Source organism: Sediminibacterium sp. GW821-FHT12F12 (assembly GCF_058806635.1).
The window spans coordinates 143626-165338 of the sequence record NZ_JBXAPW010000010.1; the positions used below are offsets into that span (position 1 = coordinate 143626).

General features: G+C 44.8%; 18 protein-coding genes. 12 read left to right on the top strand and 6 right to left on the bottom strand.

What is annotated here, in order from left to right:
- Positions 1–7 precede the first annotated feature (7 nt).
- Positions 8–1207 (bottom strand): DUF4407 domain-containing protein, encoded by a 1200-nt coding sequence (locus tag AC1RNB_RS14280; RefSeq protein ID WP_493083834.1) that lies wholly within the window; start codon positions 1205–1207, stop codon positions 8–10.
- Between the two features lie 190 nt (positions 1208–1397).
- On the opposite strand from AC1RNB_RS14280, the gene yidC reads away from it, so the two are divergent.
- The gene (gene yidC, locus AC1RNB_RS14285; protein WP_493083836.1) at positions 1398–3242 is read left to right on the top strand and encodes a membrane protein insertase YidC; all 1845 of its coding nucleotides are present in this window, start codon (positions 1398–1400) and stop codon (positions 3240–3242) included.
- Positions 3243–3376: 134 nt separating this feature from the next.
- On the top strand, positions 3377–4009 hold the full coding sequence (locus AC1RNB_RS14290; protein WP_493083838.1) for a hypothetical protein: 633 nt from the start codon (positions 3377–3379) through the stop codon (positions 4007–4009).
- Here the strand turns inward: AC1RNB_RS14290 and AC1RNB_RS14295 are convergent.
- The gene (locus AC1RNB_RS14295) at positions 4006–4359 is read right to left on the bottom strand and encodes a hypothetical protein (protein WP_493083840.1); all 354 of its coding nucleotides are present in this window, start codon (positions 4357–4359) and stop codon (positions 4006–4008) included. The genes AC1RNB_RS14290 and AC1RNB_RS14295 overlap by 4 nt on opposite strands.
- A gap of 132 nt (positions 4360–4491) precedes the next feature.
- On the opposite strand from AC1RNB_RS14295, the gene AC1RNB_RS14300 reads away from it, so the two are divergent.
- The 3 genes from AC1RNB_RS14300 (at position 4492) to AC1RNB_RS14310 (ending at position 7496) form a co-directional block, all read left to right on the top strand.
- Positions 4492–5913, top strand: coding sequence for a tetratricopeptide repeat protein (locus AC1RNB_RS14300; protein WP_493083841.1), 1422 nt, complete (start codon positions 4492–4494; stop codon positions 5911–5913).
- Positions 5914–5996: 83 nt separating this feature from the next.
- On the top strand, positions 5997–6761 hold the full coding sequence (locus tag AC1RNB_RS14305) for a phosphosulfolactate synthase (RefSeq protein WP_493083843.1): 765 nt from the start codon (positions 5997–5999) through the stop codon (positions 6759–6761).
- 3 nt (positions 6762–6764) lie between these two features.
- Positions 6765–7496 (top strand): shikimate dehydrogenase family protein, encoded by a 732-nt coding sequence (locus AC1RNB_RS14310; RefSeq protein WP_493083845.1) that lies wholly within the window; start codon positions 6765–6767, stop codon positions 7494–7496.
- Here AC1RNB_RS14310 and AC1RNB_RS14315 read toward each other — a convergent pair whose 3' ends face one another.
- The 3 genes from AC1RNB_RS14315 to AC1RNB_RS14325 are packed head-to-tail and all read right to left on the bottom strand — an operon-like array spanning position 7497 to position 9077.
- A complete protein-coding gene (locus tag AC1RNB_RS14315; protein WP_493083847.1) occupies positions 7497–7931 on the bottom strand; it encodes an acyl-CoA thioesterase in 435 nt (144 codons plus the stop codon).
- Position 7932: 1 nt separating this feature from the next.
- Positions 7933–8511 carry an RdgB/HAM1 family non-canonical purine NTP pyrophosphatase gene (gene rdgB, locus AC1RNB_RS14320; RefSeq protein WP_493083849.1) on the bottom strand — a complete coding sequence of 193 codons (579 nt, stop codon included), beginning with the start codon at positions 8509–8511 and terminating at the stop codon, positions 7933–7935.
- 38 nt (positions 8512–8549) lie between these two features.
- Complete coding sequence (locus AC1RNB_RS14325) at positions 8550–9077, bottom strand: hypothetical protein (protein ID WP_493083851.1); 528 nt, start codon at positions 9075–9077, stop codon at positions 8550–8552.
- A 66-nt stretch (positions 9078–9143) separates the two neighbouring features.
- On the opposite strand from AC1RNB_RS14325, the gene AC1RNB_RS14330 reads away from it, so the two are divergent.
- Positions 9144–10208 (top strand): branched-chain amino acid aminotransferase, encoded by a 1065-nt coding sequence (locus tag AC1RNB_RS14330; protein WP_493083853.1) that lies wholly within the window; start codon positions 9144–9146, stop codon positions 10206–10208.
- 60 nt (positions 10209–10268) lie between these two features.
- Here AC1RNB_RS14330 and AC1RNB_RS14335 read toward each other — a convergent pair whose 3' ends face one another.
- Positions 10269–16136 (bottom strand): DUF8696 domain-containing protein, encoded by a 5868-nt coding sequence (locus AC1RNB_RS14335; RefSeq protein ID WP_493083855.1) that lies wholly within the window; start codon positions 16134–16136, stop codon positions 10269–10271.
- A gap of 326 nt (positions 16137–16462) precedes the next feature.
- On the opposite strand from AC1RNB_RS14335, the gene rpsL reads away from it, so the two are divergent.
- From rpsL to AC1RNB_RS14365, 6 genes are all read left to right on the top strand, one after another.
- A complete protein-coding gene (gene rpsL / locus AC1RNB_RS14340; RefSeq protein ID WP_493083856.1) occupies positions 16463–16843 on the top strand; it encodes a 30S ribosomal protein S12 in 381 nt (126 codons plus the stop codon).
- A 68-nt stretch (positions 16844–16911) separates the two neighbouring features.
- Complete coding sequence (gene rpsG / locus AC1RNB_RS14345; RefSeq protein ID WP_493083858.1) at positions 16912–17379, top strand: 30S ribosomal protein S7; 468 nt, start codon at positions 16912–16914, stop codon at positions 17377–17379.
- Positions 17380–17807: 428 nt separating this feature from the next.
- Complete coding sequence (locus AC1RNB_RS14350; protein WP_493083860.1) at positions 17808–18263, top strand: hypothetical protein; 456 nt, start codon at positions 17808–17810, stop codon at positions 18261–18263.
- 22 nt (positions 18264–18285) lie between these two features.
- Positions 18286–18780, top strand: a complete 495-nt coding sequence (locus tag AC1RNB_RS14355; RefSeq protein ID WP_493083862.1) for a T9SS type A sorting domain-containing protein — start codon at positions 18286–18288, stop codon at positions 18778–18780.
- 289 nt (positions 18781–19069) lie between these two features.
- Positions 19070–19909: a hypothetical protein gene (locus AC1RNB_RS14360; RefSeq protein WP_493083863.1), complete on the top strand. Its 840-nt coding sequence runs from the start codon at positions 19070–19072 to the stop codon at positions 19907–19909.
- An 83-nt stretch (positions 19910–19992) separates the two neighbouring features.
- Positions 19993–21713, top strand: a 1721-nt coding sequence (locus AC1RNB_RS14365) for a beta strand repeat-containing protein (RefSeq protein ID WP_493083865.1), incomplete at its 3' end; no start/stop codon positions are given.

The window sequence follows — 21713 nt, forward strand, 5'->3', positions numbered from 1 at the left end:
CTGTTCATCAATTCTCCTGCTTCGTCAGCATCCCCCTCTTCAGCTCTTCCCAGAGGCTATCAAAGCTTTTGTTTTCTCCTTCTTTCCATTCTTTCAGTTGCGCTGCCATTTTCTGTTGTCGTTCCTGTTCCGATTGATTGAAAAATGCTTTGATAAATTGACTGTCCTGTTCAAATGCGGTCTGGTTGTATAATTCTTTCAGGGCCAGTTCGCGGGTATGGTTATTTTCGGTGAGTTGCTTTTCCAGTTCTTCACGTAAACGCAGTTTGGTATCATAGCTGCCTTCAGGTAATAATGTTTTGGAGATGACGGGCATCAGTTCGATCAGTAATAAGATGGCCACCAGTAAATAGTACCGGAAGGCCACAGATGTATTGTTCTGTACGAGGTGATTCAGTGCTTCGATCCTGGTGATAAAACCATCATTCAGCAGCAAGGCAAAAGAAGCCTGTTCCTTTTCTATCGATGTATTGATCAGCGCCAGTAAATTATCGTTATTCCTGAGCTGGGGACGTAACTCTTGCTCCAGTACCCGGTAGTCGGCATCCAGTTTTTCATATTCCCTTTGTTTGGCCTGGGCAATATCTTTCAGGCCGATTTTTTTACTGCCACCTGTGCCATCTGTTTCCCGGATAAAAGCCTCGCGTGCGGCACTTACTTCTGCATAGCGGCTGTTCAGTGCCTGTTGCAGGGAATTGTTTTTTTGCTGTATTAATGTCCTTTCCGCAAAGTATACCGAATCCTGCCTGCCGCGTTTGTCTTTTTTGCGTTGCTCATTATCCAACGAGATCTGTACATGAATTTCCTTATCGAAGAGATACAGCAAAGCTGGTTGTGCCATAAACAAACCGATCACCACGGCCAGCACACTTCTGAAAGCCAATGGTAAAAACCTTTGCTTATTGGATCGGCTGATGCCCTTGATCAAAGCCCGGTCAATGGTAAGTATCATGGCACCCATGAATAAGCCCAGCAAAACAGCCACTGCCCAGTTGCCCACTACGGTACTGAAAAAATAGGTCCAGGCAAGGGTGGCAAAGGCCCAGGTGCCCAGAACGGTCATTCCCACAATGGCATACCGGTTCCGGTCAACCACACAATCGGTCAATATTTCGGGTTCGGCAGTAGAGAGCCACCAGAGAAAACGGGTAAAACGGGTAGGTGTATACCCCTCCCTTTGGGATATGGGCACGGAATTTTCGGGCATAAAAAGGCTTTATAAATGAATGGCTGGCAGAAGTCGGGTATATCCCTGTAGTTGAAGTGCCCTAAAGAAACGATGAAAAAGCCGCATTTTCAACCCATTAGGGCGTTTTAGGTCTATTTTAACGGGTTGTGAACTTGGTATACCCAATCTTCGTTCCAAATACTACCTTTGCCGCTCAATAAAATATAGTATGAAGACGGACAAGAATACGGTCATTGGTTTTGTTTTGCTTGGCCTTTTGTTTTTTGCTTATTTCTGGTTCAGCAATAAACAGCAGAATGAAATGCTGGCCATCAAACAAAAACAGGAAGATTCCATCAGGCGGGTGGCTGCTGCCAATATCAAAGCATCTGATACCCTTACTGCCAAGATCGACTCTCTGCACAGGGATTCTGTTTCACGCGTATCTGCTGCCGGCGATTTTACCACAGCTGCCATCGGTACCGAACAACTGGTTACCCTGGAAAACAAAGTGATGAAAGTTACTTTCTCCAACAAGGGTGGACAGGTTCGCAAAGTGGAACTGAAAAATTACAAATCTTCTGTAGATGGAAAACAAGTAGTGTTGTCTGAGCAAAGCCAGATCGGTTATGCCATCAATACTTCTGCGAACCAGTCTGCGCAAACCAGTAACCTCTTCTTTGCAGCTTCACAGCCTGTAACCAATACAGATAAAAGTCAGTCTGTAAGCTTCACCCTTACCGGTGCCAATGGCGAAACTGTAACACACCAGTATATCCTGAAAGAAGATAATTATATGCTCGACTGGAACGTGTCGATGAACGGAGCGGATAAATTACTGAGCCAGGGTTTATTGAATGTGAACTGGCGTGCAGAAACATTCCAGTTAGAAAGAACTACCGATTACGAAAGACAGATGTCGAATATCTGTTTCTCAGAAGGCAATGAGTTCGATTATATCTCGGCCAAGAACGAATGGAAATTTGAGAAGCCCATACAGTGGGTAAGTGTGGTACAGCAGTTCTTTAACAGCACACTGGTGGCTAAAAATAATTTCAATACCGGTCAGATCCAGTGGAGCCGTAAAACAGATTCCAGCAGAGGGCTTGCAACGGCTGATGTATCGCTGCAGGCCAAACTGCCCGTCAGCGCTTCGCTGAGTGTTCCTTTTCAGCTGTATTATGGTCCGAGTGAGTATGGGATCCTGAAAAACCAGGCGCCTGAAATGGACAAGATCGTGAACCTGGGACGTGATATGTATTCTTTTGTACGCCCGATCAACAAATACATCATCATGAATGTATTTGATTTCTTTGCAGGTTTTGTAAAGAATTATGGCTGGGTGGTATTGTTGCTCACTTTGTTCATCCGCATTGTAACTGCACCACTTACTTACAGCAGTTACCTCAGCGGTGCTAAAATGAAAGTGCTGCGTCCGGAACTGGATGAGTTAAAAAAGAAATTCGGCAGCGACCAGCAGGGCTTTGCCATGGAGCAGATGAAATTATTCCGCGAGGCAGGGGTTAACCCGCTGGGGGGATGTATTCCTGCCCTGTTACAGATCCCTATCTTCTTTGCCCTGTATAGTTTCTTTAACTCGAATATCAGTCTGCGCGGACAGGAATTTCTCTGGAGCCATGACCTGTCTTCGTACGATTCGATTGCACACCTGCCCTTCGTGATCCCAGCATTTGGCGATCATATCAGTTTGTTCACTATCACGGCGGTGGCCACCAGTTTCCTGATTTCGATTTACAATATGAGCATGACACCCACACAGGATAATCCGGCACTGAAATACATGCCGTATATCTTCCCGTTCATGCTATTATTTATCTTCAACAAACTGCCTTCGGCGCTTACCTGGTACTATACGGTATCAAACCTGGTAACGCTGGGATTGCAGTTTGTGATCCAGAACTATATCATTGATCATGATAAGATACTGGCTAAGATTGAGATAAAAAGGAAAACGCCCAAAACCAAGAGCAAATGGCAGGAGCGTTATGAGCAGATGATGGAGAGCCAGAAGAAAATCCAGGATCTGAAGGATAAGACACAGAAAAAGAAATAAACATACCTGTAACCGGACCGGGGACCGTTGCAATGGATTTGATCCGTTTCAGTGGTCCCCGATCTTATTTAACAATACCCGGCCTTTATTTTGAGTATCTTCGGAGAGAACTATTCATCTGAAAATAAGTATACATGAAGCTTTTTACCCTCGTTTTACTGGCAGTATCTGTAAGCTTTACGCAGGTGTATGCGCAAAGGGTTATAGCTGATTGCAGTGTCAGCTATGCCATCAGTGCCGAAGAAGGCAGTGCGGATAAAGATGTAACAGAATCGCTGAAAGCCAGTACCAAGAATGTTTATATCAAGGGAAATGACAGTCGTACGGATCTGGTGAGTCCTACTTTTACCCAGTCACTGATCTATAACAAATCAACCGGTTCTGCCGTGATCCTGCGCGAGTTTGGCAATAATAAGTTCATGACGAAACTGGATAATGCGAGATGGAAGGAAGAGAACAAAAAATATGATGGCATGTCGGTAATCCTATCGGCTGAAACCAAAACTATTCTGGGTTATGAATGCAAAAAAGCACTGATGCAATTGAAAGACGGCACTGTATTTACGCTTTATTATGCTACAGCCATTATTCCTTCTGTAAAAGAGTTTGAGTACCAGTTTAAAGACATACCGGGTTTTGTACTCGAATTTGAATCGCAGGAAGCAGAAGGAAAAAAGATCAGGTATACTGCCTCAAAAATTAACCTTAGCCCTGTACCGGCTTCACGTTTTGACATCCCTGTAAGTGGATACCGTTTGCTGAATTAATTCTGCGGAGGAGCAGGCGTTTTGAATTTGGGCGCCTTTACTTTGAACTTATAAGGATACACATAAGTGGTGTTTCCGTTATCAAAACGCAGCATGGAACTTACTTCAGAACCGGAACCGTTCTCTTTGGTAAGAGAGGTAGAAGGTCCTTTGTATTGCAGGCTTGATTTAAGCGAAGAGAAGGAAAGACTTTTGTGTGATAAAGAACTCAGGTGTTTGAAAGAGTATTTACTGCTTCTGGTCTTTTCATCAGTGATACCAGTGAATGAGAATGCCGCATAAGCTACCTGTATACCCATCAGCAGAAGGGCAACAAAGGCGACTTTTTTACTATTTTGGCGAATACTCATTTTTACAAAAATACTCTTTTCTTAAATATCAGACAATTCTGATTTTATTAACAAACGTTAACAAGTCCAAAAAGTTACTAAAAACCCCAAAAAAGCTGGTTTTTTATCATAAATTGTATAAACCTAATAGCCATGCGAGAAAATCCGTATCGCGAAGACCGCGAAGAGCTAAAAGAACTACTCAGGCAGTACCAGAATCTCAAGAATGGCCGAACCCATGCTTTCCTCGAAGAGGATGCTTTTGAGCGTATTATCGACTATTACGACGAAAAAGACAACCTTCCGGAGGCACTCGAAGCCGCCGAGACCGGTTTATCGCAGTTTCCCTATTCTTCCCAGTTAATGATCAAAAAAGCCGACCTGTTACTGGCTACCCGTAAATACCGGGAAGCGCTGGATATACTGGAAGTGGCGGAACTATATGATAGCAGCGATCTGAACTTATATATTTTAAAAACAGATGCGTACCTGGCGCTGGATCAACAGTCCAAAGCGGTAGAATTGCTGGAAGCTGCCTTACATCTGTTTGAGGGGGAGGAAAAAATAGACCTGCTGTTCGAACTGGCTGATGTATATGATGATTATGAAGAGTTTGACAAGGTATTTGACTGTCTGAAACTGATACTGGAGGCAGAGCCGAACAATGAGGAAGCTTTGTATAAGATCTGTTTCTGGACCGATTTTACCGGCCGGAACGAGGAAAGTATCCGTTTGCACCAGCAGATCATTGAGGAATTCCCGTTCAGTGAACTGGCCTGGTTTAACCTGGCAGCCGCTTTCCAGGGATTAAAGCTCTATGAAAAATCGATCGATGCCTATCAATATGCGGTAGCCATTGATGAAAAATTTGATTATGCTTACCGGAATATGGGAGATGCTTACCTGCGCCTCCGCAAATACAAGGAAGCCATTGAAGTGCTGGAAAAAGTGCTGGAACTGACCCGTCCGGAAGACGTGATTTATGAAGCCATCGGCCATTGTTATCACCGGATGGAGAATTATGCACAGGCAAGGTTTCATTATAAAAAAGCGGTGCATCTGAATCCGGATGATAGCAAACTGCATTATAAAATTGCGGTTACCTATATGCTGGAAGAGCAATGGCAGCCGGCCATCAGGCAATTAGAGAATGCCATGCGCATTCACCGCACAGTACCGGAGTATAACCTGGCCATGGGCGAATGTAAAATGCACCTTCAGCAATTCAAAGATGCGATCCAGTATTTTGGAACCGTGGTGCGGCATAAGCCCAAAAATGTAGCTGGCTGGGAAGCCCTGATCCGTTGCCTTATCAAAGCCGAACTGTATGAAGAAGGAATTGAACAATGTATCGCTGCCATGAAAGCCACAGATGGTAAAGCGGTATTCCTGTTTTATTACAGCACAATACTTTTTGCACAGGGTAAATCCAAAGATGCTTTGCAGAAGCTGGAAATGGCCATGGAGAAAGCACCGCGTCAACTGAAGAAATTTATCGATCTCAATCCTGCCATCCTGCAGAATAACCAGGTAGTGGATATTGTGGCCCGCTACAAAAAAGGGAAAAAGATTTGATAAATTTCTGGTAGTCATCAGATTGTTGAATCCTACACTCGCCCGTTTCACGTATTTTTGCGCCGGAAAAAAGTTTGTAACCCATGAATTTTACCCTTACCCAGATCCCCGAACGCACCGCACAGCCCAGAACATCAGGATTAACCATGGTGATGGACAAAGGACTCAGCATTAATGAAGTGCATGATTTTATCAGCGTAACAAGACCGCATATTGATATTGTAAAGCTGGGTTTCGGAACTTCGTTTGTAACACCGAATCTGCGTGAGAAGATTGAAGTATATCATTCCCATAATATTCCTATTTATTTCGGTGGAACTTTATTCGAAGCCTTTCTGATCCGTAACCAGTTTGATGATTATATCGCTGTGTGTAAGGATTATGGCATTTCTTATGTGGAAGTAAGTGATGGTTCCATCAGTATTCCGCATGCCGAGAAATGCGGGTATATTGAGAAGCTAACCAAACATGCTACCGTGCTGAGCGAAGTGGGCAGTAAGGATGCGGCACATATCATTCCTCCCTATAAATGGATCGAACTGATGCGGGCCGAACTGGAAGCCGGTTCTTCTTATGTGATTGCTGAAGCCCGCGAAGCGGGAAACGTAGGCATCTATCGTGGAAGTGGTGAAGTAAGGGAAGGACTGGTACAGGAAATTCTTACACAGATCCCTGCCGAAAAAATCATCTGGGAAGCGCCACAAAAAGCACAGCAGTTGTATTTTCTGGAACTGATCGGCTGTAATGTGAATCTCGGTAACATTGCCCCTAATGAAGTTATTCCATTGGAAGCGATGCGGATTGGTTTGAGAGGAGACACGTTTGATCTGTATCTCAATAAAAAATAAGCTATGCGCCGTTTTGGTCTGTTGGGATACCCGCTGTCGCATTCTTTCTCACAGAAATATTTTACTGAAAAATTTGCCCAACTGGGTCTCACTGATTGTGTGTACGAGAATTTCTCGTTGCCCAGCATCGATGAAATGGCGCTCGTATTGCAGGAAAAAAAAGACCTCTGCGGTTTTAATATCACCATACCCTATAAAAAAAAGGTACTCTCTTTTCTGGATGAAGTTTCGCCCGTAGTAGCAGCCGTTGGTGCCTGTAACTGTGTTCAGATCAAAGCAGGGAAACTAACCGGATACAATACCGATGTGGTAGGATTTGAAGAATCGCTGAAACCTTTTCTGCAACCGCATCATGCAAAGGCGTTGGTACTGGGAACGGGCGGAGCCTCCGCTGCAGTGGAATATGTGTTACACAAACTCGGTATCACTGTTCAGTATGTTTCGCGGATGGCTTCGGGTAATGCGGTTGCATATGAACAGGTGGATGAACAGATACTGGCTACCCATCATTTACTGATTAATACCACTCCATTGGGTATGTATCCGAACGTAACAGAATGCCCGGACCTGCCTTACCGCTTTCTTACCCCTCGACATCATTTATACGATCTGATTTATAATCCTGCTGAGACTCAATTTCTGGCTAACGGGAAAGCACAGGGGGCCACCACGCAAAACGGACAGGAAATGCTGATCCTACAGGCAGAAGAGAGCTGGCGGATCTGGAACAGCTGATCAGCTGCCAGCTAATTTTGTAATTACTTCCTGTGGTACCGCGGTTTTTTTCTTCAACGAATAATCATAACACATCATACCGGTTTTGGCTTTACCTGCCAACAATAACTCGTTATCCTGTAGTACTTCCATTTTGTAAAGAAGATCAAACCCCAGTTTGTCAAAACCGGTTGCAGCAACGGAGATCTTTACTTCATCGCCATAGTTGAGTTCTTTTTTGAATTCGATAGCCACATCGGCCATGATCAATCCTACACCGCCGATGGATAGTTCGCGGTAACCATGCGACAGCAGAAACTGTTGCCGGGCTTCCTGTATCAGTGAGAGAAAACTGTCGTTACCCACATGTCCGCCGTAATTCAGGTCCGTTACCCGTATGCGAAGGGTAACGGCAAACAGAAAGGTTTCGGGCAGGTCGATCTTGATCCGGTTCATATTACAGGCTGTGTAAAAATTGAATGAGTTGGGTAACGGCTTTCTGGCGGTGACTGTATTGGTTCTTTTCTTCCATCGTCATTTCTGCAAAAGATTTGTCTGCACCATCGGGAATAAAAACAGGATCATAACCAAAACCTTTGTTTCCCTGCTGGTCTTCGGTTATTTTTCCTTTGCAGATGCCTTCAAACTGGTATTCTTTGTTATCATGGATCAGTGAGATGACCGTTCTGAACTGCGCCTGCCGGTTGGTGTTTCCTTTGAGTTTGGCCAGTAGTTTATCAATGTTCTGCTGAAAATCCCGGCCATCTCCTGCATAACGGGCACTTTTTACGCCAGGTTCTCCGTTCAGGGCTTCCACTTCCAGTCCCGTGTCTTCACTAAAACAGTTCTGTTTTGTAAGCTGGTGAATGGTCTGCGATTTTTCGGTAGCATTGGCTTCCAGTGTATCATGCGGTTCGGGAATATCGATATCAATGCCAGCTTGCTGCAAGGTAATGATGTCAAATGTGGGTCCGGTTAAACTGCGGAGTTCCGCTACTTTATGCTGGTTATTGGTGGCGAAGATCAGTTTGGTCATAACAGGGTCTTTTCTCTGCGGATCGTATTGGATGTAATTTATATGTTGAACATCTTTTTTAAACAAAGCCAAAGTTTACTTTTTTCGAGTTTGGCTTCCTGGCTGGTACCCAGCATTTGATCCAGTGGGGGGGCAAGGAGGATTTGGCAATTGTCGTATTTCTGCACCTGGTAATGGGGGATAGTGAAGGGTAAAGCCACTTGAGCGGCCGTTACGCCAAACAGGAGCAGAAATGCCGGTTGCAGCTTTTCTTTCAGCAGTGGGTAACTTACCGGGTCGTTCTGGTAATTTACGATGGCTACATCTCCCAGGTTCAGCTTACAGGCCCCCAGAATAGAAGAAAGGAACTGGAGGGATTCGTCCTGCAGGTACACGGCCTGTTTTTCGCTGACCAACAGCGTAATTTTTCGTAAATTGCTTCCCAGAAACCACTGACGTTCGCTTGCCGGAGCCTCCGGTTTGGCTAGTTTTCTCTCTGTTTTCAACGCATCCTGGGTAATAACAAGGCTGTTTTTATACAGATCGGCAAGCAGGAAATCGGGTAACCGGGTATTTTCTTCATTCATACCGTTGGAAATATTAACAGTCGTTAGTTTTTAAATTTTTTGTTTATTTGCGTCAAATATAAAACTATGGTAGCAGCAGCAGACATAAAGATCACGAAAGTTGAAACGAGTAAATTAACCGGAACCCAGCTGGAGAACCTTCCTTTTGGCCGCTATTTCACCGACCATATGCTGGAAGCGGATTATGAGAATGGTGAGTGGAAGAACGTGGAGATCAAACCTTACCAACCCCTGTTGATGGAACCTTCGCTGGCTGCCCTGCATTATGGGCAGGCCATTTTTGAAGGCATCAAAGCCTATAAAGACGCAGCGGGTAATGCGGCAATTTTCCGTCCGTTCGATAACTTCAAACGGTTTAATATTTCTGCCGAAAGAATGCAGATGCCTACCGTACCCGAAGAAATTTTTATGGAAGGAATGCGTCAGCTGATTGCGCTGGATAAAAACTGGATCCCTTCTCTGCCCGAGCATTCCCTGTATATCCGTCCCTTTATGTTTTCTTCAGATCCGGTGATCGGCGTAAAACCTTCTGAGACCTATAAGTTCATGATCATCCTCAGCCCAACCGGCCCTTATTACGCAGCTCCCATGAAGATATATGTAGAAGAAACCTATACCCGTGCAGCACCCGGTGGCGTTGGTTTTGCCAAAAATGCGGGTAACTACGGCGCCAGTATGCATGCTACCGCACTGGCCAAACAACAGGGGTATGACCAGGTGTTGTGGACCGATGCTTTTGAACACAAATACCTGCAGGAAGTAGGAACCATGAATGTTTTCTTTATCATCGGTAATAAAGCCATAACCCCTTCTCTGGAAGATGGGACGATACTGGCGGGCGTTACGCGCGACAGTGCTATTACTGTTTTAAAAGAAATGGGACTGGAAGTGGTGGAAGCGAAGATCAGTGTTGATGAATTGATGGAGGCGCACAGATCCGGCCAGTTACGCGAAGTATTTGGTACCGGAACTGCTGCCACTATTTCGTTGATTAAAGAACTGAAGTATAAGGACTACGTAATGCACTTTAACACAGACACCTGGGAAGTTGCCCCTGAACTGAAAAAGCGCCTGAATGCCATCCGTAACGGTGAAGTGCCGGATACACATGGCTGGCTGGTTAAAATATAAGTTATCAGTTTCATAGCCACAGATGTACGGTTTTGCCTCGCATCTGTGGCTATTTTTTGCTCAGTCCTTGATGAATTTGCGGCTGCGTACTTCTTTGCCACAACGAAGTTCCAGCAGGTACAGTCCTCTGAACAGCTCTCCCACCGGTATCAATACCTTTGCTTCCTTTACCATACCCAGCGAAACCACTTTTAATGGCTTGCCTGATAAACTGAGAATTCTGACAGAGGTATTGCCTTTTTCTTCTGCTACAAACGAAACCTGTAATTGGTTACTGGCCGGTACCGGGCTCATGTTAAGTCTAATTTTTTCATGCCCAATACTGTCTGTCTTTTTTTTGCGGCTGCTGATCTCAAAACGTTGATTGCCCTGTGTGGCAGTATCCGTGGTAACGGAGAAAGCATAACTACTGTCTTTGGTAAGCGGCATCCATTGGTTCAGCCATTTGTCGTGCAACATCAGTGTATTGCCGGGCAGCAAACTGGCGGCACTTACCCTGATGCGGAATGTTTGGGGTTGTTTGCTTTCGATACCAAGTGTGATGGTGGATATATTGTTGTAAGGCCTTGCATCGATCGAAAGCATTTTTCCGTTTTGTAAAAGACTGTAAAAGTTGACTTCGCTGTTGAGCAGTTTTGCTGCATCATTTTTGTCGATACCCCAACGGGCGCTATCCAGCTGTACCAGCAGCAGCCGGTCCCAGAAAATAGTATCTGTTTCGAGTCTCAGCTCCACATAATACCATTCATCTGTTCGGATAGAGGGAATGGTATCCGGCGCAGGATCCGCCGATTTACTGTTCTCACTAAATAATAATTGCTGTGCCGCATCCGCATGAGTGGTAATGAGGAAAGCGCCAAATTTGGGTACTATGTTTTTTACGATGAACGGATAACTGGTATACCCACCTTGTTTTCCCTGCAGCGGATTCCACAACCAGTAATGCCGGCTGATTCCTGCTGTTCTGCTGACCCGTGAAAGATCGATATTGGACAGGTAAGGATTACCAATGCTATGATAGGTTTCTGTGCTGCTAACCGGCAATGTTTTTTCCCTGTCGCCAATTTTGATTTCACCTTTGTATTGTAATCTTACCGGCAAAGGGAGATAAGTTCCGTTGCTGCCATCGCCGGCGGGTGTACCATCCAGTCCCTGTCCGGGTTTACCCCTTACGAGCAGCCGGATGCCTTCCATCGGGTTCCAGGCGTTTTCATTTTTGCCATTGGTGTCTGTGAAGGGTAACCATCCGGTTTCCACACCCGTGGAATCGTTAGCATTGTGGTGATCAAAATAAAAAGCGGATGGGGTATTGGTTTGGGTAGGCGTAAATCCGCGGAAGCTGCCTGCTTCTCCGGTAATATCTATGCTGTCCTTGATCATGTTAAGGCCAATCGGATGCGAAAAAGGGTGGGCCAGCAACCGAAAACTCCGCCTTCCCCCTCTGATCAGTTCTGTAGCCATCATATTTCCCTCAATACCGGTTACGGCAGCAGAAGGGCCAATACTGGCATTCTCCTTCAACCATACCTGGTTACGTGTATAAAGTTTGCCGGCATTTAGTTTTAACGTGCCGGTAATAAAAATGGTATCTGTAACGAGTAATCCATTCGGATTATTCACGACTATATTTTTAATGGTGGACTGTCTGAAAGTTTTTCCGGAAACCTGCTGCATTGATTGGCCGCTGAATACCAGTGTACCTTTCTCTGCCTGTAGTTGCCCGGCATCCGCTTCCAGGTTTCCATATACTTGTATAATGCCATTGATCCGGAGAGAAGTATTGTTTGCTATTACCAGTTGATGACAACTGGCTGTATCATTGATTTGTGGCTGGTGTAAAGTGGCAGGATATACGAATACATCTGTTGTAGGAGTGGGGATGAGAGAACCGCACCAGTTACCGGTCTCGTTCCAGTTACTGTTATCCGTGCCCAGCCATAATCCATTTTTCAGGGAGATGATTTTTGCGGTAAGGCTGCTATCCACACAACCGCCAGACTGCACCATTCTGCGAAACCAGTTGGTGGTTATCAGGTTGGCAGGTTGATAATGAACTGTTTGAAAATTACCTGCTGCCTGGCTGAACTTGGTAGAGTCTGATGAAGAGGCTGTTTGCCAGTAAAAAAGATACTGACCGTTTCCTCCGGTGGGAGAGGAACCCTGTAATAGTGGTACTGTTTTATCCGCACAAACCACTTCAGGTGCACTGATCTGGTTGTTATGGATGGCAGGGGTTATCTGGATGTATATTTTCTTCTGCGTGGTGTTTACTCCATCACTGATAGTGACGGTTAGTGTATCTATACCTGTAGCAGCTGTAATGGGTTTGTAACTGATTCCTGAAAAAAGTATTTTTTTACCGGTGCTGGTAGTCGTGAATTTTGCAAGAGAAATCAAATCGGTTTTACTACCCGCCTGTATCCCGCCATACACTGTTTCACCGCTTTCTTCGTCGTTGACAGTTAACCATTCTGCCAAAGAAACAGAAGGGCTGTTTTCGCAGATCAGCAATGAATCTGTTGTATTGGAAAATTCCGGCGATACAGCATCTATCCTGATTCCTGCAGCCAGTCCGGCTGCATAAGTAAGCGTTGCCTGGTTGCCGATACTATCCTGTAGGCTATTATCTGCAGCTGATAATGACGTGCCCATACTGACCCCGTTTTTATCAAGATCTCCCGTTTGAATCCGGTAGCTGAATAATAATTGAAATAAGTTTTGATTTCGTTGGTGAGCCAGTTTTTTTTGTTGGCTTCCGATTCTCAGTGCGAGGAATACCGTATCTCTTTCTGCAACAAAAACAGGTTTTGAAAATGTGACGATGAATGAGAGCGAATCCTCTCTCCCATACATTTTATTGGCCGGCAATCCGATTGTTTTGATGAAAGGGGCGATGGCATCGATCTGTATTTTTCCTTTGTTGATGATGGGCGCAAAACTTACTGGTGCAGGATATCCTTTTTCATCTGCGATCATATTACCGTTGAGGCTGATGGCGCCAGCCATAGAGATGCCGTCTGTATCTTCTTCTCCCGCCTGCACCTGGTAAAGAAAAAAAAGTGCTGTTGTTCCTGTGCCCATGCAGTAATAAGCTCTCCGATTTGTTTTCCCGATAATAATGTTGAGATAGGGAAGTGTTTCAGTGCCGGTTACGAAAGCATTTTCTGAATAATTTACAACGAAAAGTAACGAGTCTCCTGATGCGTATACACGTTCTGCCGGCAATTTTAATTCTGTTAAAATAATTGTGGGTGGATTGATCCGGATCATACGCATAGTAGCTATATTATGCAGCACGGTATCTATGGGGTTGCCAATTGAATCGCGGATGGCTTGTCCGTTGTTGATCAGGGGTGAAAGGGGTTTGATGCCATCTGTATCCCGATCATCTGCCTGGATGGTATAGCGGAAAATGAGCAACTGGCTGCCGGATCCCTGCAGGTATTCAGCGGGCCTGATTTTATTTCCAATGGCGATTGGCAGCACAGGTTTATTTGCCGTAGAAAGAACCCGGCAATTTTTACTGAACTGAATGGTGAGATCAAGATGCTGGCCTGTTGTATAAGTGATAGTTGGTTCTACGGTAACTGCAGTAACCGTAGGTAAAACTGCATCCACCAGCAGGCTGTTAGGAGGTAAATTGTTGCTGAAGCCATTAAGTGTTATGTTGCCGGCCGTATCTGTGAGTAAGGCGGAACCTGTTGTAAGTAGACTGGCTGTTTTAATACCATCTGCATCTTTTTCTCCGCTCTGTATGATATATAAGAAAGTGAGACTATCCGTGCCTGAACCATCTGCGTATAAAGCCATCTGTGATCTTGTTCCGATGGTAATAGTAAGAGAAGGAACACCGCCACTAACCCAGACCTTCTCTGAAAACCGTGCCAGAAACACCAGTGTATCACCTGCTTTGTATAGTCCCTTACCGGGATATTTCATGAAAGTAATGGAGGGCCTTGTTCTGTCTATCCGGTAAGTATTCTGCCGGATAATTGACTGGTAAACACCGGCATTACCTGCAGGGTCTGTTACCGAAATGCTAACAGGTACACTATCTGCCGCTTCCATATCTTTTGTATGTGCTGTTACAACACAGTTTGCAGTGTAGAGGCTATCGTTAATACGTGTATAACCCATGAGAGAGAGGTCGCCCAGGTTACCGGCGTTAAAAGCAAGTAGCGTTGTATCTTTCTCAACACGGATCGATACCGGTATCGTATCTCCGATTTTTCTGCTGATGGCCGGAATGGAAACCTCTTTTATGGTAGGAGGCGTTTTATCTATTTCATAAAAATCCGTTGCAGCAAAAGGGGTATTGAAAAAAGGTGTGGATACAGCACTGTCGTTGGCAAAAGCAATTGATAAGTGTCCATCGCCGTTTCCTGTGGCAACAGTAACTGTAAAAATGGTACTGCTTCCAAGTACCGAAGTAATGGCTGCTCCGGTAATACCATTGGCCATAACAGCAAAATTGGCGGCACTGATACCCGTTACAGGAGTAGCTACCTGCAACCGGAAAGAAACGGAACCTGCGTTCGTTGTTAGCGTTCCGGTACGGCCAAGCGCAAGTACGGTATTTTTTGTCTGGAAGATTTCCTGATTTCCATAAGCTACTCCTCCGCTGTTGATGGCATAGGCACGAACATAAATAATAGCCCCCTGTGGTAATCCGGTTATGGTACCCATAAAAAATCCCATACCCGTTCCCTGAAGAATACGGTTATCTGACAGGGTCGGCATACTCCCCAATTTCCATACGATACCTCTTTCTGTAACCGGTGCTCCCCCTTGTGCAGTTACGGTACCACCCAATTCAGCGGTTTCTGTGCTTATGCCTCCGGGAAGGGTAGTGATGACTGTTGGCAAACTGATGGAGGTAGTAAACGACTGAATGGTGCTGCTGTCGGATCCATTGATATTGGTAGCGATAAAACGATAATAATAGGATTTCCCGGAAAACAATCCGGTTAGTTTGATAGTACTGGCGCTGTTACCTGAACCGGCTGCCAGGGTATCCGGGTTGGGGTAGATAGTAAATGCCGTAGACAGAGCGTGCAAAGTATCATATTGGATGTGCAGGGTGGTAGGGGCGTCATTGTCATTGATTATGGCGGAGAGAATCGCGGTGGTGGCGGTTATAGAATCTGCTGAAACATGGCTGATCTGGGGTTTACTGCTTTGGAGACTGGCTGAAAACGCGAAATCGTCCATGGCCACGATATCATCGCTGCCGGTTTCGTCTGCATCGTCCCATCTGAGTAGCAATTGTTCACCATCGCGCCAGCTGATCCCTGAAACGGTAAAAGAAACGGTTTGCTGGTTAGCCGGGAGATTCCCGTTCAGGCTGCTGCCCGATGAACTGGTGTTTACAGAACCAAAGTTGAGGTGGTTCTCTTCCCGGAGGCTATCCTCATTTAATGTACTGATATTTCCTGTTTTGTAATGGAAGGTCCAGGTGTTTGGATTGGTAGAGCCTCCTTTCCGCCATTGTTCGGCGGTGAAGCCGATGGTAAAGCTGTTCAACAGGTCACCGGTCTGGTTAGTGAGGATCAGTCCGAATGCATAAAGGCCGGTACCGGACGAAAGAGTGCCCAATGCCCTCTCTGTAGTGTTGCTGTTTCCCAGGCTATACACTCCGTTACCGGTAGAAGAGCCCGTTCCGGCGGCAAAGCTGGCATTGGTGTGGGATCCGGCCATCATCCATAATTGCCAGCCAGCGAGGTTGCTGGCATTGATGGGGGCAGCCGATAAAGCCAGTGGTCCCCTCCCCGTAAGGGAAAAACTGCCTGTTGCAGGTAAGCCGTCAAAATGCTGGCTATAGGAAGCACCTGCGGTAGTATAGATAACCGGGGTAAAACCTGTTTGGGCATAACCGGCTGGCAGGCTGATACCCAACAGAAGGACCCAGGTATAGAATAGGCCTCTCATCTGGTTCATTTTAAGATGAAGAAATATCCAGTGGGAGGGGTTACGGCCTGAAAATACACAACCCCCTGACGGTTCACAAAGCTGTCAGCGAAAATGGGTGCAAAAACGGGTTGGCAAACAGGTAATTGTACTTTTGTTTCCGGGCAGAGGCAGGCAGTTCTGTAGGAGATCGGGGACAGGTTCTTATCCACAAAAGACGGCCCGTCAGGTCTTTTTTTGTGTATTCCAGCCTTGTTTTAGCAGATAAGATGGAAAACTTTGGAAAACATTTTGGTTTTTCCGATCCAGCCATTACCTTTGCCGTCCGAAATTTTAAACGGTTTAGAATGCCTACAATACAGCAATTAGTAAGAAAGGGTCGCGAAATTATCAGGGCTAAGAGTAAATCCAGGGCTTTGGATTCCTGTCCACAACGTCGTGGTGTTTGTACACGTGTGTACACTACTACGCCTAAAAAGCCAAACTCGGCGCTTCGTAAAGTAGCGAAAGTGCGTTTGACCAACAAGATCGAGGTGATTGCCTACATCCCTGGTGAAGGTCACAACCTGCAGGAGCACTCCATTGTACTGATCCGTGGGGGTCGTGTAAAGGATCTGCCGGGTGTACGTTACCATATTGTACGGGGTAGTCTGGATACTGCCGGTGTGAAAGACCGTAAGAAAAGCCGTTCTAAATACGGTACCAAGAAAGAAAAAGCAAAAAAATAATTTCTCCATAAAAGGCTGAGTAAAGTTTTAATACTTGAAGAAATTCAGCCGAAAGTAAAAATTAGAACATGCGTAAAGCACAAGCCAAAAAATTACCTCTCGCTCCGGACGGACGTTTTAACGATAAACTGGTTACCCGTTTTATCAATAACCTGATGTGGCAGGGTAAAAAAAGTACTGCTATCAACATTTTCTACGATGCAGTAGATAAAGTAACCAAAACCACCGGCGAAGATGGTTATGAAACCTGGAAAAAGGCAATTGCCAATGTTACTCCCTCTGTAGAAGTACGTAGCCGCCGTATCGGTGGAGCTACCTTCCAGATTCCTGCTGAAGTTCGTGCAGACCGTAAAATTTCCCTGAGCATGAAATGGCTGATCCGCTATAGCCGCGAAAGGAATGGTCGTACTATGGCCGACAAACTGGCCAATGAAATCATGGCCGCCGCCAAGGGTGAAGGTGCTGCTTTCAAAAAGAAAGAAGATACCCACCGTATGGCAGAAGCTAATAAAGCCTTCTCTCACTTCAAGGTATAAATTACATATTTAGATATTATTTGCCTAAGGCCCTGATTATCAGGGCCTTTTTTATTTGTAGACTTTTTTTGAAAAAAAACTATGAAAAATACTACAAGTGTCGTTTTATCAATGTACATTTGTAGTGTAATCACTACTAAGGGTGCAGAACCCAGTGACACAATCCAATCCAATATCCTTGTAAAAGCTGGCTTTTACAATCCAATATATACGCATTCTTTGATTCTAATGGAAATTCAACGCAACATCCGTAAGGATCTATCGGGACTCTCCTGATGCCTTATTCCGGATCGTGTTATTCGCATTATCAAAGAATTGTTCTCCTCTGTTAACCTGCTTTCACCGACATGTTTTAGGAATTGCCTGAAAGGCAAAAAATATCGTAAGTGATAAGTATAGTTATCAAAACAGCTTTTACCCAGAACAACATGAAAATCAAACTGACATTTTTAACCCTTCTTACTGGCATCATCCTGATAACAGGATGTACCAAAAGTTCTGAGGTTATTGAGACCAGAGAGGAAAAGGTGGTTCGTTTGCTGACTGGTACAGGTAATAAATACTGGCACTTAAAAGAAGTGTATGTAAACAGCGTAAAACAGACGCTGACCGATGCACAACTCAAGTTTACAAAGACTTATACAATAGATCCTACCAATACAGATCCCCTTAGATATCGTGGTTTTTTTGTGAATTCTGACGGATTTAATGGTACCTGGAAGTTGATCGGCAGCGGTGACGCTTTGTATGAAACCATTACCAATAACCCAGCGGGCCCCATTGTTATTCCTTATTTAAGTTTTAACGAACTCACAGCCGACAGGATGGATGTTGAGTATACCCTGAACATGAAAACGCAGCGTGAAGTGTATTATGCATATTAAAAAAGGAACATATCTTTTTATTATGCTGATGCTTGCCTGCGTTACAGGTATGGCCCAGGCAACGTACAGTATATCGCCTTTTGCGATGTCTGCCGGTAGCGTTACTGCTACAGGTGGTAGCCCATTTGTAGGTGATGGAAAAGGTAAGTGCCTGAATGTTGCTTCAGGTCTGTCTACCCTGTCGCAGGCTACCAATGCAAAAGGTGTGTTTGGTGCTGCCTGTGTGGAAAATCCTCCGGTAGCTACTGTGCTGGTTTCTTTAACGTCTTTGAAAGTATATCCCAACCCAACCCATACCACCAGTATTTTGAAATGTGAGGGCCAGTTTGATGCAAATCTGTCTTGCCAGGTACGTATTCTGAGCATGGAAGGTAAGCCGATGATGAGCCAAATGGTGCCGATGAAGGAATTGCAGGCTGGATATACACTGAATGTTGCCTCGTATGCCGCTGGTACTTATGTAGTTAGCGTTGATTTTATGAGTCAGCATTACAACCTGAAGTTGATAAAATTATAATAAGATCTGAGGAAACACATCGTCGTAAACAGGTATCTTTGTAGTAATGTAACTACGCGTTTTTACGGATGAGTCTCAGGTTTGTAACAGGAATTTAGTGTCAACTTTATATGGCCAAATGGTTTTGATATCCTATGAAAAACTATTTATTAGCCATATGTCCTATGAAAAACCATTTTTTGGAATTCTTATCCTATGAAAAACTATTTTACAGTATTCCCTGTATATGGGTAATATATTGTGAATCAAAAGCGTTTTACATAGCAATTAGTTCATATAAATCTATCTTATGAAGCATTTATTAGTCAGGACTTTGGTGGTGGCCTGTCTGGTTTTCATAGCCGGAGAGATTATCGCGCAGCCACCGCCTGCCATGAACTATCAGCTGGTAGCCAAGGATCCTTTGGGAAACGTGGCCAAAAACCGCAAAATCTATACAAAAATTATCATTTACCAGACGGCGGCTGTGGGAGGTGTGAAAGTATGGGAGGAATCGCATGTAACCAATTCTAATGATGATGGGGTGTTTACCGTTGTGATTGGAAGGGGTACCAAATCTGCCACCACTACTTTACTGGATATCGGGCAGATTGACTGGGCCAATGGGCCTTTCTTCTTAAATACGAAAGTAGCTGTGGAGCCATCTGTTCCTGCAGCCTGGTGGGTAGCGGCAGATAATTACCTTGACATGGGAACAACACAGATGCTGAGCGTGCCGTATGCTTTGTTTGCTGGTAATGCAACTGTGACAAATGTTAATACCAGTATTCAGCCTGGTCCACCAAATACCTTTCTGATCACAGATAGCCTGGGTAATGTAAACTGGCAAACGCCGCAGGCGGCCAACCAGACGGTGACTACCATCACCAACTTTAACCTGAGTTTGAATGTAGTAGGTGGAACCAATGTAAGTATACCACCTAATACCACTGCCATTGTTACGGTAGCGGTACCGGGTGTACGAAAAGGTGATCCAATTATTGTAACCCCTCAGGATGATTACCTGAACTGGGCGGTATACAGTGCCTGGGTAGCTGGAGATGATGTGGTGCGGATACGTTTTGCCAATTATACAGATATACCTGTGGCAGTATTGGGTAGTCAGTATAAGATTGTAGTAATAAAGTAATTTGAATATATCAATAATGATTGTATGAAAACAAACATTGAGGAACATATTCAGCATATAGACTAACGGAGAAAAAATTGATCGTGAGTAATTTGAGAAGAAATTTTATAAAGCATGTCATAGCTATCTGTGTCTTGCTCTTCTCATTGGTAACAGTAGCCAATGCGCAGCGTTTCGGGGATAACCTCGGAACACACCGTGCTACGGATACTCTCCGGATGACTAACAACTTTATTGTTAATGCAAAAGGAGTTGTTATAGGTAGTACTACTGTTCTGAATAACAGTGTAGCTTTACAAATAGATGCATCTAACAGAGCTTTACTGATCCCCCGTGTATTTGATACGGCGCTGATTCTGCAACCGGTGAATGGTATGCTTGTTTACCAGACGGGTGATGATAAGTTTTATGTGCGTCAGGGAGGTGCCTGGGTAACATTTGGAACTTTTAGCGGAGGGGTAACTACCCTGAATGGTGAGATAGGAGATATCACGATCAATGGTGATAATAATGGAATTTCGGTTACCAAGAATGGTAATATCTTAACCATTGTGGCAGATAACACAGCTGCTATCTGGAATGCCAGTAAATTAGTAGGAAGGGCTATCTCCGGAACCTTACCCACTACGGGACAGGTATTGCAATGGAATGCGGTTACCAATATGTGGGAACCTAAATCCATTTCGCAGATCAGTTTATCGGGTACAGGTTTAGTAACAGATTCTGTAGTAACCACTTTGAATGGAACGCTCCGGAAAGTGGCTGCCAGTAATTTCATTTTTGTTACAGATACCGCCAACATGTTAAGGAATCTGTTACGGGTTAGTGATACAGCTTATATGCTTTCTAACCGGTTGAAGATTTCTGATACTGCTGCCATGCTTTCCAACAGGTTGAAAGTGTCAGATACCGCTGCTATGTTAAGTGGCTATGTGCGTTCTGGTAATGTGCCCGCAACAGGTGTAACCACTGTATCAGTGGTACCTGCCAATGGAATTTCTGCCACTGTAACCAATCCTACAACTACTCCTTCGATTTCCCTGAGCCTGGGTAATATCACACCTTCTTCTGTATCAGCAACCGGCGCTATTACCGGTACAACGCTGGGAGGAACACTTACTACAGCTGCACAACCCAATATTACATCTGTAGGGCAACTATCTGATCTATCTGTAACGGGAACAATTGTCGGGGGAACTTTTAGTGGTACGCTTTCTCCCGGTACTATTGCAGGTATTACCGGATTATCAACCTTTACCAATATCACAGTTACGGGTTTTGCGAATATGTCTACCATAAGTGGTACACTGACAACAGCCGCACAACCTAATATCACCAGCATCGGCACGCTAAGCAGCTTGAGCGTAAGTGGTACAGCTACCACCGGAAATATCAGTAGTACAACAGGTACTATCGGCAACCTTACTGTTCCCGGTACGATAACCGGCGGCACGTTTAGTGGTACCTTGTCACAAGGAACTTTAAACGGCATTACCGCACTTGGTAATCTGAGTGCAATCACAGCGAGTGGTAATGTAAGTGCGGGCTCTATCAGTACAACAACAGCAACGATCACGAACCTGTCTGGCTTAAATGGTCTGACAGTTACTGGTAATATCAGTGCGAACACATTAAGTGGAACATTAACTACTGCGAGTCAACCTAATATTACCACTGTAGGAACTTTAACGGGTCTTACTGTAAGTGGTACCACTGTTACTAATGTACTGAGTGCTACAACAGCGAACATCACTAATCTGTCTGGTTTACAGAACCTGACAGTTACCGGTAATATAGTAGGCGG